Below are 13,190 nucleotides of genomic sequence, written 5' to 3'. Positions count from 1 at the left end.
GCCTCACTCATAACGCAACGCCTCCGCCGGAGCCGTACGCGCGGCGCGCCAGGCGGGATAGATAGTGGCCAGGAACGCCATCGCCAGCGCCACACAGGCGATGACGATCACGTCGCTGCTGCGCAGGTCGGTCGGCAGGCCGGTGATGTAGTACACGTCCTCGGGCAGCAGCTGCACGCCGAGCACGGTCTCGATGGCCTTGAGGATGTGTTCCAGATTCAAGGTCAGGGTGATGCCGCCGATGACGCCCAGCACGGTGCCGATGATGCCGATCAAGGTGCCCTGCACGACGAACACGGCCATCACGCTCATCGGGGTCAGACCGAGCGTGCGCTGGATCGCGATGTCGGCCTGCTTGTCGGTGACCAGCATCACCTGCGAGGACACCAGGTTGAACGCGCCCATCGCGATGATCAGCGACAGCAGCACCGCCATCACCACCTTCTCCATCTTCAACGCGCGGAACATGTTGGCGTTGTCGCTGCTCCAGTCGGTGACCCGGTACGGCCCGCCGAGGCTCAGCGCCAGATCGCGCGCCACGTTCCAGGCCTGATCCATGTCGTGCAGGCGCAGGCGCACGCCGGTCACGCCGTCGCCCATGCGCAACACCCGCTGCATGTCGCGGATGTTGACCACCGCCAGGCCCTTGTCGAATTCGTTGTAGCCGGCTTCGAAGATGCCGCTGACGGTGAAGCGCTTGAGCTGCGGCATCGCGCCCATCGGCGTGCTGCGGCCGTCGGCGGTCATCACCACCACGCTGTCGCCGACCTGCGCGCCCATCCACAAGGCGAGTTCCTTGCCGAGCACGATGTTGAAACTGCCGGGCGTGAGCGAGCTCAGCTTGCCCTCGACCATCTTGTCGGCGAGCACCGAGACCTTGTGGTCTTCGATCGGATCGACGCCGCGCACGATCGCCGGTTGCTGGCGGGTGGCCGACAGCAGCGCTTCCTTGTCGACGTAGGGCGCGGCGCCGGCGACGCGCGGATCGGCCATGGCCTTGTCGACCGCGACCCGCCATTCGGTCATCGGTTCGCCGTAGGCGCTGACCGTGGCATGCGCGGCCATCTGCAGCATGCGGTCGCGGATCTCGCGCTGGAACCCGCTCATGACCGCCAGGGTCGTGATCAGCGCGGTCACGCCCAGGGCGATGCCGCCGATCGAGGCGAGCGAGATGAAGGAGATGAAGCCGTTGCGCCGTTTGGCGCGCAGATAGCGCAGGCCGATGGCGACTGAAATGGGTTTGAACATTTATGCAGCCGGGATTCGGGATTCGGGATTCGGGATCGGGTTCATCGTCTTGGGCCTGTGTCGGGAAGGGTTGGCGGATCGGTCGGAAGTGGGTTCGCTGTGCGCGAATCCCGAATCTCCAATCCCGAATCCCGGCCTCGTCTCATGGTGCCACCGAACGCGTATCGCGCGCAGGGGCTGTGACCGCGACGGCCAGCCGCAGTTCACGGCGAGCGGCCGCGTCCAGGGTGTCGGGCCACCACAACAGCCGCTGCCGGCGCCCGTCGGGACCGGTGAAATCCAGCCGGGCCAGCCAACCGCGCCAGTGCAGGCGCAGGTCGGCGATCGCCTCGCCGGCCAGCGTGGCGCGGCCGCCGCGGATGGTCAGGGGCCGCGCCGGCCGCCGCAATTCCCGGCGCGCGCTCGCGATCGCCCACAGCAGCGCGAGCCCGGCGATCGGCAGGGACAGCGACCGCGGCAGTTCGCACGCCCACGCGGATACGCCGCCGAGCAGGCCCAATACGACCAATGCCGATGCGAGCCAGCGCGACGGCCGCCATTGCAGTTCGCAATCGGCCACGGCGTGGCCGCGGAAGGATGTGCTCGTTTTCAACGGCGAGGTTGTCGATCGCCACCGAAGACTGCGAGCGTTCTCCAACTGCCGCTCACCGCTGCCAGATTTCTGCGACGGCCGCTCAAGGCGGCAGTTGGCGAATCGACTCAACCAGTTGCTGAAGCTGTGCATCGCCGGAGGTCTCGTGGCCCATGAACCAGTGCCAGAGCTTATCGTCCTCGGTTTCCAGCAGCCGTAGGAAAACCCCGCGCTGCGATTCGGAAGCCTGCTTCCATTCGCGGTCCAGATAGCGACCGAGCAATTGATCGAGTTCGCGCATGCCGCGCCGGCAGCGCCAGCGCAGGCGGCGCAGTTCGATTTCGTCGCGTTGCTCGGCCGACAGTGGCTCGCTCATGAGCCGGCCTCGGCCGGCGCGGCACCGACCATCGCGCACAAACCGGTGGGACGGCGCTTGCAGTACCGCGCCACGTCGCGCTTGAGCGCGGCATCGCCGTCCAGCGCCGCGGACGCGGCGGCGAACAGTTCGGGGCCGAACGAATCGCCGAGCACGTCGCCGATGGTGTTCTCGATCGCGCTTTCGGCGAAGGCCCGATGCGCCTGCAACTGCGCCTGGCCGCCGCGCTGTTCGATGCAGGTCGACACCGCCGGCGTAGCGGCGGAATCGCGCACGCAGCTCAACTCGGTCTGGCCGGCCGGGCTGCGGAAATAGCGCAGTGCTTCGTCGAGCTGCGCGGTGCTGGCCTGGCCGGCCAGGCGTTGCGCGGTCTGCGCCGCGACCGCCTGCAGCTTCGTCGCCGCCATCCAGCGCTGCAGCAGGGCCTTGTCGCCGTCTTCGCGCGGCTCTTCCGGCAGGGTCTGATCGTTGACCAGCACCATCATCTGCCGCAGCACGTCCTCGAAGCCCATCGTTTCGAGCAGGCTGCTGGCTTGCGCGACGCTGGCCGTGTCGGCCGCGGGCGGCGCGGCGGCCGCGGTCTCTTCGGCCGGGCGCGCATTCGCCCCCGTGGCCAAGGCAAGCAGCGCCAATACGCCAACGACGCGAAGCGACGACGAGGGTCGAAGCCGATTTCCAAGCAAGGTGATCATGCGAGCAGTCCTGTTCCCAGACGTATCCATAGCGCCCACAGCGCGAACGCGCCGCTGACGTAAGCGAAAAATCGATGCATGACCTTGTTGTAGCCGCACTGGATCGCGCTGTGGACGATGCGCGTGATCACGAACAGCCAGGCCAGGCCGAGGGTCAGCGCATCGGCCAAGTTTGCGAACGCGGCCACGATCAGCCCCAGATAGAACAACACCGGCAGTTCGAACAGATTGCGGAAATTGTCGGCCGCGCTGCTCTGGGTCAGCCGCGCGCTGGCCTGGGCCGAGGTCGCCACCGCCTGCGGATGGATGCGGTCGCGGCGCATCTGGCCGATGCGGACCACGTACATGCGCAGCCACACGACCAGGGTCAACCCGACCATAGCCAACGCGGGAAGGAATATCGCCTTCGAATCCATCGATCGCCTCGCTCCTGAGCAGGCCGCGCGCCCGCGCGGCGGTTCGACTGCCGATCCGACTCCGCGGCTCGCGGCGTCGGCGGTATCGCAATCGCTTGCGCTATTCGTCGGCGCAACCCGTCCGAGCCGGCCGCCGCGGCCTCAGCCGCGCCGACGCCCCACCAGCACACCGCCGACCGTCAACGCGGCGCCGAGCCCCAACAGGAACATCGCCAGGCCGTTGCCGCCGATTTCGTTCTCGTTCGCGGCGCTGATCGCCCGCGCCGCGCTGGCCGCATCGGTCGCGGTGATCGCATGCGCGAACGCGGCCTCCTCGCACTTGTCGCGCATGGCCGCATCGGCGTTGCGCTTGTCCATTTCCGCGCGGCATTTTTCGACCACCGCGATGTCCGCGTCGGCCGGACCGCCGGAGAATTTCAGCCAGCCACCGATCACGAACACAAGCAGGCCGGCCAGCACGAGCAGCAGCGATTTCTTGTTCATGCGACCGGTTTTCACCTCTGCGTGGCAACCCAATCGACCCGGACTACGCCAGACCCATGCCCGCTCGCCGGCCGACGTCTCCACGCGGGAGGCCGCGGCCGTGACGCGAGCTGTGGATCAGACCCGCCGCGCCAGCATCAGCTTCTTGATCTCGCCGATCGCCTGCGCCGGGTTCAGCCCCTTCGGGCAGGTGCGGGCGCAATTCATGATGGTGTGGCAGCGGTACAGCTTGAACGGGTCTTCCAGATCGTCCAGGCGCGCGCCGGTGTCTTCATCGCGCGAATCGATGATCCAGCGGTAGGCCTGCAGCAGGATCGCCGGGCCGAGGTAGCGGTCGCCGTTCCACCAGTAGCTCGGGCAGCTGGTCGAGCAGCATGCGCACAGGATGCATTCGTACAGGCCGTCGAGCTTCTTGCGGTCTTCCGGCGACTGCAGGCGCTCGCGGTCGGACGGGGTCGCGCTCTGGGTGCGCAGCCACGGCTTGATCGAGGCGTACTGGGCGTAGAAGTGGGTCAGGTCGGGAACCAGATCCTTGACCACCTGCATGCTCGGCAGCGGATACACCGGCACGTCGTTCTTGGCGTCGCCGCAATCGGCGATCGCGCGCGTGCAGGCCAGGGTGTTGGTGCCGTCGATATTCATCGCGCACGAACCGCAGATGCCTTCGCGGCAGGAGCGGCGGAAGGTGAGCGTGGGATCGATTTCGTTCTTGATCTTGATCAGCGCGTCGAGAACCATCGGACCGCAGGCGGCGAGATCCACCTCGTAGGTGTCCACGCGCGGGTTCATGCCGTCGTCGGGGTTCCAGCGGTAGACCTTGAAGGTGCGCGGCTGCTTGGCGCCCGGGGTCGGCCAGTGGCGGCCCTTCTGGATCTGGGAGTTCTTGGGTAGGGCGAATTCAGCCATGCTGGCGATCTCTCGGCTTGCGTTGTACTGAGTTGGGCTCGTGCCGGCGCGCGGCGAACCGCGCGCCATGATCGAAAGGTCAGTACTTGCGTTCTTTGGGCGGCACGTAGGCCACGTCGTCGGTCAGGGTGTAGTTGTGCACCGGACGGTAGTCGATGTTGGTGCTGCCCTTCTCGTCGACATAGCACAGGGTGTGCTTCTGCCACTCGTCGTCGTTGCGCGTCGGGAAATCCTCGCGCGCATGCGCGCCGCGCGACTCGGTGCGGTTCTCGGCCGAGACGATCGTCGCCAGCGCCTGGCTGAGCAGGTTCGACAGCTCGTAGGTCTCGATCAGGTCCGAGTTCCAGATCAGCGAACGGTCGCTGACCTTGACGTCGGCGAACAGCGCGTGGATCTCGCGCATCTTGCGCACGCCGTCACTCAGCGTTTCGCCGGTGCGGAACACCGCCGCGTCGGCCTGCATGGTGCGCTGCATCTTGTCGCGGATCACCGAGGTCGGGGTGCTGCCGCTGGCGTTGCGCAGCTTGTCCAGGCGCGCGAGCGCCGCGTCGCAGGCGTCGGCCGGCAGCTTGGCGTGCGGGCCGCCGGGCTTGATCGTCTCGGCGCAGCGGTTGGCCACCGCGCGACCGAACACCACCAGATCGAGCAGCGAGTTCGAACCCAGGCGGTTGGCGCCATGCACCGACACGCAGGCCGCTTCGCCGATCGCGTACAGGCCTTCGACCACCGCGTCCGGGTTGCCGTCCTTCAACTGCACGACTTCGCCGTGGTAGTTGGTCGGAATGCCGCCCATGTTGTAGTGCACGGTCGGAATGACCGGGATCGGCTCCTTCTCGACGTCGACGTTGGCGAAGATGCGCGCCGACTCGGCGATGCCGGGGAGTTTTTCGTGGATCACTTCCGGGCCGAGGTGGGTCAGGTCGAGCAGGATGTGATCCTTGTGCTCGCCGACGCCGCGGCCTTCGCGGATTTCGATGGTCATCGAACGGCTGACCATGTCGCGCGGGGCGAGGTCCTTCACGCTCGGCGCGTAGCGCTCCATGAAGCGCTCGCCGTTGCTGTTGCGCAGGATGCCGCCCTCGCCTCGCACGCCTTCGGTGATCAGGCAGCCGGCGCCGTAGATGCCGGTCGGATGGAACTGCACGAATTCCATGTCCTGCAGGCCCAGCCCGGCGCGCAGCGCCATGCCGCCGCCGTCGCCGGTGCAGGTGTGGGCCGAGGTCGCGGAGAAATAGGCGCGGCCGTAGCCGCCGGTCGCCAGCACCGTGCCCTGGGCGCGGAACAGGTGCAGGGTGCCTTCGGCCATGTCGAGCGCGAGCACGCCGCGGCAGGCGCCGGTCTCGTCCATGATCAGGTCGAGGGCGAAGTATTCGATGAAGAACTGCGCGTCGTGCGCCAGCGACTGCTGATACAGCGTGTGCAGAATCGCGTGGCCGGTGCGGTCGGCGGCGGCGCAGGTGCGCTGCGCCGGCGGGCCTTCGCCGTACTTGGTGGTCATGCCGCCGAACGGGCGCTGATAGATCTTGCCCTCGTCGGTGCGCGAGAACGGCACGCCCTGGTGTTCGAGTTCGATGATGGCCGGGATGGCCTCCTTGCACATGTACTCGATCGCGTCCTGGTCGCCCAGCCAGTCCGAACCCTTGACGGTATCGAAGAAGTGGTAACGCCAGTCGTCCTCGCCCATGTTGCCGAGCGCGGCGGAGATGCCGCCCTGCGCGGCCACGGTGTGCGAACGGGTCGGGAAGACCTTGGTGATGCACGCGGTCTTCAGGCCCTTCTGGGCCAGACCGAAGGTGGCGCGCAGACCAGCGCCGCCGGCGCCGACCACGATCATGTCGAACTTGTGTTCTTGAATCTTGTAGGCAGAGGCCACGACTCAGGCTCCCAACGCGATGCGGATGATGGCGAGCACGCTGGCGAGAGCCGCGAGTACGCAAACGAAAACGACGGCGATCTGCGAGGCGGCCGCCAGGCCCGGGGTGTGCACGTAGTCCTCGATGATCACCTGCAGGCCGAGCTTGGCGTGCCAGAACATCGCGATCACGAACGCGCTGAGCAGCACGGCGTTGCAGGGGTTATGCACCGAGGCGCGCACGCTGGCGTAATCGCCGCCGATCCACGACACGATCAGGCCCAGCACATACAGGGTCAGGCCGATCAAGGCGATCGCGGTGACGCGCTGGACGATGAAGTGGTGGGTGCCGTCCTTCGCCGAGCCCAGGCCGCGCGCGGTCTTGAGCGGGTTGCGCAGGTTCTTGTTGTTGGCCGTGCTCATGCGCCACCTCGCGACATCATCGCCACGATCCAGATCAGCGCGGTCAGCACGAGGCTGCCGATGACGCTGATCCAGCCGTTGCGCACAAAGGTATCGACCTTGTAGGCGTAGCCCGCGTCCTGGACCAGATGGCGGATGCCGTTGATCAGGTGATAGGCGAACGCCCAGGTCCAGCCGAACAGGACCAGGAAGCCCAGCGGCGAACGCGCGCAGGCGGTGAAATTCGCCCAGGCCTGCGGACCGGCCGCCAGGGCGAGCAGCGCCCAGGCGATCAGCAAGGCGCCGACGGAAAGGATTACACCGGTGGTCCGGTGCAGGATCGAGGTCACCATCTGTATCTGCCAGCGATATACCTGCAGATGCGGTGACTTGGGTCGTTCGCGGTTCGCCATTAGCGTGGCAATCTCGGCTGGGCGGCGGCGCCGCGTGGCGGGAAGCGTGGGAGCGCTGGGTGGGGTGTTGAAAAGCGGGACCGGGGATCGGATCTAGACACTCATGCAGGACACGCCTCGTACAAGACACATCATGCAAGCCGGACTAGAAGTCGATGCAGCGGCCGTTCTTTTCCCAATCGCCGTAGCGGGTCGGTTCGAGACCCTCGCGACCACCGTGCTCTTTCGGAGCGTCCTTGGCGGAAGGCGAATGGCCTCCCGTTTCGGTAACGGGAGTCGCCGGGTTCTCGGACGCGAGGTCCGAACGTGCTTCCGGGGTGGTTTCGCCTATCATCACAGCGTTAAATATTAAGTCCCGCCCCCCATGCCTGACAACCCGCAAGCCTTGTACGGACAAGCATTCGCCCTGTCCGGTCAACAACTGATCGCCCTGGAAGGCCGCGACGCGGCCGCTTTTGCCCATTCGCAGTTCATGAACGAGGTCAAGGCGCTGGCCGACGGCCACTGGCAATGGAACGGCTGGCTGACGCCCAAGGGCCGGGTGATCGCGCTGTTCGCCTTGCTGCGCCTGTCTGAGCAGCGAATCTGGCTGCTCGTGCCCGACGCCGACGCGGCCGCCTTGGCCGAATCCTTGAAGCGATTCGTGTTTCGCAGCAAGGTCGCGATCGGGCTGCGTGAAGACCTCGTGATCGAGGGACGTTTCGCCGCGCCGGCCTCGGCGCGCGACGCCGCGATCGGCGGCGACGAGGCGTCCGGGCTCGAATTGGACCTCAGTAGCGCGGAATCCCCGCGCAGCGTGCGCATCCACGCCGGCCCGGCCGCAGCCGAAAATCCCGCCGCGGTGGCGCTGTGGGCCCAGGCCGACCTGCGCCACGGCCTGCCGCGTCTGCCGGCGAGCCAGGCCGAGCAATGGACGCCGCAGCAGCTTTCGCTGGATCGGCTGCGCGCCTTCAGCGTCAAGAAGGGCTGCTACCCCGGGCAGGAAATCGTCGCGCGCACGCATTTCCTCGGCAAGGCCAAGCGCGGCCTGGCCTTGTTCGAAAGTCCGGCGGCGATCGCCGCGGGCGCGGACGTGCGCGGCGAAGCGGCGGTGCTGGGCACGGTCGCCGCGAGCGCAAGCCACGACGCGACCCATCTCGCGCTGGCGGTGCTGCCTTTGGAGCGCAACGAGACGGCGACGAGCATCGACGGGCACGCGGTGGTGGAAACGCCGCTGCTGGATGGATTGGCGCGCTGAGTCCGACTGCGCCGCGCCGCTTGCGGGAGCGACCGAAGCATCATCCCCGACTGTAGGAGCGGCGCAAGCCGCGACCGCGACACCACGAACCGTGACGAAGCGATCTGGGCGCTACGCGGTCGCAGCTTACGCAGCTCCTACAGCGAGCGACCGAAGCATCGTTCCCGACTGTAGGGGCGGCGCAAGCCGCGACCACGACACCACGAACCGCGACGAAGCGATCTGGGTGCTACACGGTCGCAGCTTGCGCAGCTCCTACAGCGAGCGACCGAAGCATCGTTCCCGACTGTAAGAGCGGCGCAAGCCGCGACCACGACAGCTCGAACCGCAACGAAGCGATCTGAACGCTAGGCAGTCGCAGCTCGCGCAGCTCCTACAGCAAGCGACCGAAGCATCGTTCCCGACCGTAGGAGCGGCGCAAGCCGCGACCACGACACCACGAACCGCGACGAAGCGATCTGAACGCTACGCGGTCGCAGCTTACGCAGCTCCTACAGCGAGCGACCGAAGCATCGTTCCCGACTGTAGGAGCGCCGTGAGCCGCGACCACGACACCACGAACCGCGACGAAGCGATCTGAACGCTACGCGGTCGCAGCTTACGCAGCTCCTACAGCGAGCGACCGAAGCATCGTTCCCGACTGTAGGAGCGGCGTGAGCCGCGACCACGACACCACGAACCGCGACGAAGCAATCTGGGCGCTACGCAGTCGCAGCTCGCGCAGCTCCTACAGCAAGCGACCGACGCATCATTGCCGACTGTAGGAGCGGCGTGAGCCGCGACCGCGACACCACAAACTGTGACGAAGCGATCTGGGCGCTACACGGTCGCAGCTTGCGCGGCTCGTGACTCCCGCAAGCCCAGTCCGAACACGACCAACTCAGCCCTTCGCCAACACCTCGGCCGCACGGACGATGTCCTCTTCACCCGGAATCACCAGAAACGCGGCGCCCGCCAGCGGGGTGTAGGTGTCCACGCCGACCACGCGCTGCATCGGCACACCGCCGAATCCGGCTTCGGCCAGCGCGGTGATCACGCCCTCGCCCACCCCGGCGCTGCGCCGGCCTTCGTCGACCACGATGATGCGCTTGGCGCTGCCGGCCTGCTGCGCGATGTAGGCGTCGTTGAGCGGCACCAGCCAGCGCAGGTCGATCACCCGCGCTTTCCAGCCCAGCGACTGCTCGATCTGCCGAGCCGCGCGCAGACTCATCGGCACGCCGTTGCCATAGGTGAAGATGACCAGATCGTCGCCGTCGCCGCCGCTTTCCGGCAGATACGCGCGTCCCTCGCCCAAGGTCATTGCCTGATCGGGCGACGGATACTGGGTCAGCCAACGACCATCGCCGGCTTCGTACAAGTCCTTGGTCATGTACAGCGCGATCGGCTCCAGCAACACCGCCACCCGGCCGTCGACCTTGGCCAGCGCGGTCAGCGTGCGCAGCATCGTCGCCGCGTCGTCGCCGCGCGAGGGACAGCCGACCACCAGGCCGGGAATATCGCGCAGCGCGGTGATCGAGTTGTCGTTGTGGAAATGCCCGCCGAAGCCGCGCTGATAGCCCAGCCCGGCGATGCGCACCACCATCGGATTGCGGTACTGGTTGTTGCTGAAGAACTGCAGCGACGCCGCTTCGCCGCGAATCTGGTCGCAGGCGTTGTGGAAATACGCCAGGTACTGGATTTCCGGAATCGGCAGCAGGCCGACATTGGCGAAACCCTGGGCCATGCCCAGGATCATGGTTTCGTCGAGCAAGGTGTTGAACACGCGGCGCGGGCCGAAGGCTTTCTGCAGGCCCTTGGTCACCGTGTACACACCGCCCTTCTGGGCGACGTCTTCGCCGAACAGCAGCGTTTCAGGGTACTTGGCGAAAATATCGTGCAGCGCGTTGTTGATCTGGATCGCCAGATGCCGCGGCGGCTGATTCTCGGGCAATTTGGCTTCGCCACCGAACACCTCCAGGCGACGCTCGGCGAAATCGGCTCGCGCCGCTTCCTTGGCGACCGCCGCGGGCGTGTACGGCGCCAGCGGCGCGATCACTTCAGCCAGGTCGTCGAGCTTGGGCCGGCGATCGGCCTCCTCGGCCGCGGCGAAACAGCGCTTGCGCGTGGCTTCGTACAGATCGAGCACGTCGGCCTTCGACATCAGCCCCGACTCCAGCGCGATCGCCGCCGAGCGCAGCAAGGGATCGCTGGCCTCGACCGCGCACAGCTCTTCGACCGAACGCCATTCGATTTCGAAATCGGTGCCGGCGTGACCCATGATGCGGGTGGTGCGCAGATGCAGGAAAGTCGGACGACGGGTGCGGCGGCAATGCTCGACCGCGCGCTGCACGTCGCCGTAGCCGTTGGCCAGGTCGAGGCCATCGGCGGCGAAGTAGTCCAGTCCGTCCATGTTGCGGAAACGATTGCCGATCCAACCGCCCGGGGTCTTCACCGAGATGCCGATGCCGTTGTCCTCGCACACGAACAACACCGGCGCCGGCAGCTTCTGGTACGCGGTCCAGGCGGCGGCGTTGAACGCGGTCTGCGCGGTAGCGTGATTGGCCGAAGCGTCGCCGAACGAACAGATCGCGATGCTGTCGTCCGGAATCGGCAAGGCATGGCCCAGACGCCGACCGGTCTCGATCGCGACCGCGGTGCCCAGCGCCTTGGGCAGGTGCGAGGCGATGGTCGAAGTCTGCGGCAGCACCCACAACGGTTTGCTGCCCCATACCTTGTGGCGGCCGCCCGAGGCCGGGTCGTCCTTGCTCGCCGCGAACGACAGCCCCGAATCCATCACCGGGTCCATGCCCGGCAGCTTGCGGAAACGCTCGGCCATGAAGCCGCCGCTGCGGTAATGCAGGAACGCCGGATCGGTGTGGCGCGCGAGCCGCGCGACCATCGCATTGCCTTCGTGGCCGCTGGAACCGATGGTGTAGAAGACCTTGTTCTGCACTCGCAGCACGCGCGCCATCAAGTCGAGATGGCGGCTGATCAACTGCGATTCGAACAGCTCGCGAAAGCCGCGCGCATCCAGCGCGCTGCCGTCGAGGATGGCCTCGTCCGCCGCCGGACGCGCATCGGCGCGGCCGTTCCAGGCCTGCACGAACTCGACGAAATTGACGTCGCAGATCTCGGCCCGGTTGAGGCCCTTCATGCGCGCCGGAATCGGGCTCGCGACGGGATTGAAGTTGGGCACGCTGCTGAAAATCGAAGACTGCGGTTGCGCTGACATTGCAAGCTCCGCCGCCCGCATGCGGGTCGGCTCATCGGTAGGAAAGATCAGGACGTGAGAGCGATCCGCTGCGCGGCTTGCGCATCGGGCTCGGGCAAGGCGACGAAGCCGGGTGTCGCGCGCACGCGCGCCAGCCAGGCCTGCACCGCCGGATAGGCAGACAGACCGATGCCGCCGTGTTCGGCCACATCGGTGTAAGCGAACAGCGCGATATCGGCGATGCCGTAGCGTTCGCCGGTGAACCACGGATTGTCGCGCAGATGCCGCTGCATCACCCCCAGGGCTTGATGGCCGCGTTCGCGCAAGCGCGGCAGTTCGGCGCGGCGCGGCGAATCCAGTTCGGTCCAGCCGGCGATGAAGCGCGCCACCGCGATGCAGGGCTCGTGGCTGTACTGCTCGAAGTTCATCCAGCTCAGCGCCTGCGCGCGCTGCCACAGGTCGGCGGGCAGGAACTCGCTGCCGTCGGCGAGGTAATACAGGATCGCGTTGGATTCGCTGAGCGTGCGGCCGTCGTCGAACTCGACCACGGGCACCTTGCCGTTGGGATTGAGCGCGAGGAATTGCGGCGTGCGGGTCTGGCCCTGGCTGCTGTCGACTTCGACCCAGCGGTAGCGCTCGCCCAGCTGCTCCAGCAGCAGGCGCAGCTTGTGGCAATTGCCCGACGGGGAAAAGCCGTGCACGGTGATCACGCCGACGCTCCGGCCTTGCGCCGCGCGCGCCATTGTTCGACCGTCTGGCCCCAGACCTCGACTTCCTTCTCGTTGTGGGGTTCGGGCAAGAAACGCCCTTGACGCAGGTAACGCGAGCCGAGCTTGGCGGCGACAGCCTTGGAACCCATATTCTCCACATCGATGGTGTGGATGATCTCGCGCCAACCCAGGTGCTCGAACGCCCATTCCATCGCCGCGGCCGAGCCTTCGCTCGCATAGCCCTTGCCGTTTTCCGAGGCGACGATGCCCCAGCCGACTTCGGTGCCGGGCCAGCCTTCCGGACACCATGGACCGAGTCGGCCGATCCAGCGGCCGCTGCTCTTTTCGATCACCGAGAAGAACGCGAAGCCCTGCACCGCCCACGAACCGATCACCGACATCATCGCGCGCCAGGCCAGCGGCCGCGACTGCGCGCCGCCGACGTAGCGCACATGCTCGGCATCGGCCATGAATTCGGCCCAGGCGTCGAAATCCTCCAGCCGCGGCGGACGCAGGATCAGGCGCGGCGTTTCCAGTTGGATGTCGGGGATCGTCATCAAGGTCGCGTACTCCTGCTGCTGCGCATTCGAAGCCCCCCTCTCTCCGCCGATGAAAGCCCCTCTCCCGCTTGCGGGAGAGGGGTTGGGGTGAGGGCACGCGAGAATGCGCACATTGCGCAGACCACTAGCGGCCG

At 66.9% G+C, this 13,190-nt stretch carries 15 protein-coding genes; 1 reads left to right on the top strand and 14 read right to left on the bottom strand.

Annotation, left to right across the window (positions count from 1 at the left end):
* Positions 1-3: 3 nt before the first annotated feature.
* The 11 genes from IEQ11_RS09855 to IEQ11_RS09805 all read right to left on the bottom strand — a co-directional run bounded on the left by IEQ11_RS09855 (position 4) and on the right by IEQ11_RS09805 (position 7,693).
* Positions 4-1,248, bottom strand: a complete 1,245-nt coding sequence (locus IEQ11_RS09855) for a lipoprotein-releasing ABC transporter permease subunit (RefSeq protein ID WP_191820923.1) — start codon at positions 1,246-1,248, stop codon at positions 4-6.
* Between the two features lie 142 nt (positions 1,249-1,390).
* Complete coding sequence (locus IEQ11_RS09850; protein WP_191820922.1) at positions 1,391-1,972, bottom strand: hypothetical protein; 582 nt, start codon at positions 1,970-1,972, stop codon at positions 1,391-1,393.
* Positions 1,923-2,195, bottom strand: a complete 273-nt coding sequence (locus IEQ11_RS09845; protein WP_036109604.1) for an FAD assembly factor SdhE — start codon at positions 2,193-2,195, stop codon at positions 1,923-1,925. Before IEQ11_RS09845 ends, IEQ11_RS09850 begins: the two co-directional genes overlap by 50 nt.
* Positions 2,192-2,812: a hypothetical protein gene (locus IEQ11_RS09840; protein ID WP_191820921.1), complete on the bottom strand. Its 621-nt coding sequence runs from the start codon at positions 2,810-2,812 to the stop codon at positions 2,192-2,194. The genes IEQ11_RS09845 and IEQ11_RS09840 overlap by 4 nt, the downstream gene beginning before the upstream one ends.
* Positions 2,813-2,883: 71 nt before the next feature.
* Positions 2,884-3,303: an MAPEG family protein gene (locus tag IEQ11_RS09835; RefSeq protein ID WP_096414253.1), complete on the bottom strand. Its 420-nt coding sequence runs from the start codon at positions 3,301-3,303 to the stop codon at positions 2,884-2,886.
* 141 nt (positions 3,304-3,444) lie between these two features.
* Positions 3,445-3,786, bottom strand: a complete 342-nt coding sequence (locus IEQ11_RS09830) for a hypothetical protein (protein WP_191820920.1) — start codon at positions 3,784-3,786, stop codon at positions 3,445-3,447.
* Between the two features lie 117 nt (positions 3,787-3,903).
* The gene (locus IEQ11_RS09825; RefSeq protein ID WP_036109593.1) at positions 3,904-4,692 is read right to left on the bottom strand and encodes a succinate dehydrogenase iron-sulfur subunit; all 789 of its coding nucleotides are present in this window, start codon (positions 4,690-4,692) and stop codon (positions 3,904-3,906) included.
* 79 nt (positions 4,693-4,771) lie between these two features.
* Positions 4,772-6,526 (bottom strand): succinate dehydrogenase flavoprotein subunit, encoded by a 1,755-nt coding sequence (gene sdhA / locus IEQ11_RS09820; RefSeq protein ID WP_194735068.1) that lies wholly within the window; start codon positions 6,524-6,526, stop codon positions 4,772-4,774.
* 42 nt (positions 6,527-6,568) lie between these two features.
* A complete protein-coding gene (sdhD, locus tag IEQ11_RS09815) occupies positions 6,569-6,967 on the bottom strand; it encodes a succinate dehydrogenase, hydrophobic membrane anchor protein (RefSeq protein ID WP_036109588.1) in 399 nt (132 codons plus the stop codon).
* Positions 6,964-7,359: a succinate dehydrogenase, cytochrome b556 subunit gene (gene sdhC / locus IEQ11_RS09810; RefSeq protein WP_191820918.1), complete on the bottom strand. Its 396-nt coding sequence runs from the start codon at positions 7,357-7,359 to the stop codon at positions 6,964-6,966. Before sdhC ends, sdhD begins: the two co-directional genes overlap by 4 nt.
* Positions 7,360-7,504: 145 nt before the next feature.
* A complete protein-coding gene (locus IEQ11_RS09805; protein WP_082124256.1) occupies positions 7,505-7,693 on the bottom strand; it encodes a DUF1674 domain-containing protein in 189 nt (62 codons plus the stop codon).
* A gap of 30 nt (positions 7,694-7,723) precedes the next feature.
* Here IEQ11_RS09805 and ygfZ point away from each other — a divergent pair, with 30 nt between their 5' ends.
* The gene (gene ygfZ / locus IEQ11_RS09800) at positions 7,724-8,596 is read left to right on the top strand and encodes a CAF17-like 4Fe-4S cluster assembly/insertion protein YgfZ (protein ID WP_228464448.1); all 873 of its coding nucleotides are present in this window, start codon (positions 7,724-7,726) and stop codon (positions 8,594-8,596) included.
* Between the two features lie 880 nt (positions 8,597-9,476).
* Here the strand turns inward: ygfZ and IEQ11_RS09795 are convergent.
* From IEQ11_RS09795 to IEQ11_RS09785, 3 genes are all read right to left on the bottom strand, one after another.
* Positions 9,477-11,729 carry a thiamine pyrophosphate-dependent enzyme gene (locus IEQ11_RS09795; RefSeq protein ID WP_228464459.1) on the bottom strand — a complete coding sequence of 751 codons (2,253 nt, stop codon included), beginning with the start codon at positions 11,727-11,729 and terminating at the stop codon, positions 9,477-9,479.
* Positions 11,730-11,854: 125 nt separating this feature from the next.
* Entirely contained in the window at positions 11,855-12,493 is a 639-nt protein-coding gene (locus tag IEQ11_RS09790) for a glutathione S-transferase family protein (protein WP_247024837.1), read from the bottom strand.
* Entirely contained in the window at positions 12,493-13,053 is a 561-nt protein-coding gene (locus tag IEQ11_RS09785) for a GNAT family N-acetyltransferase (protein ID WP_191820915.1), read from the bottom strand. Before IEQ11_RS09785 ends, IEQ11_RS09790 begins: the two co-directional genes overlap by 1 nt.
* Positions 13,054-13,190: the final 137 nt, after the last annotated feature.

This window comes from Lysobacter capsici (genome assembly GCF_014779555.2).
Lineage (GTDB): Bacteria > Pseudomonadota > Gammaproteobacteria > Xanthomonadales > Xanthomonadaceae > Lysobacter > Lysobacter capsici.
Note: the sequence above shows the minus strand (reverse complement) of the source record. Positions and strands in the feature narration are given on the sequence as shown.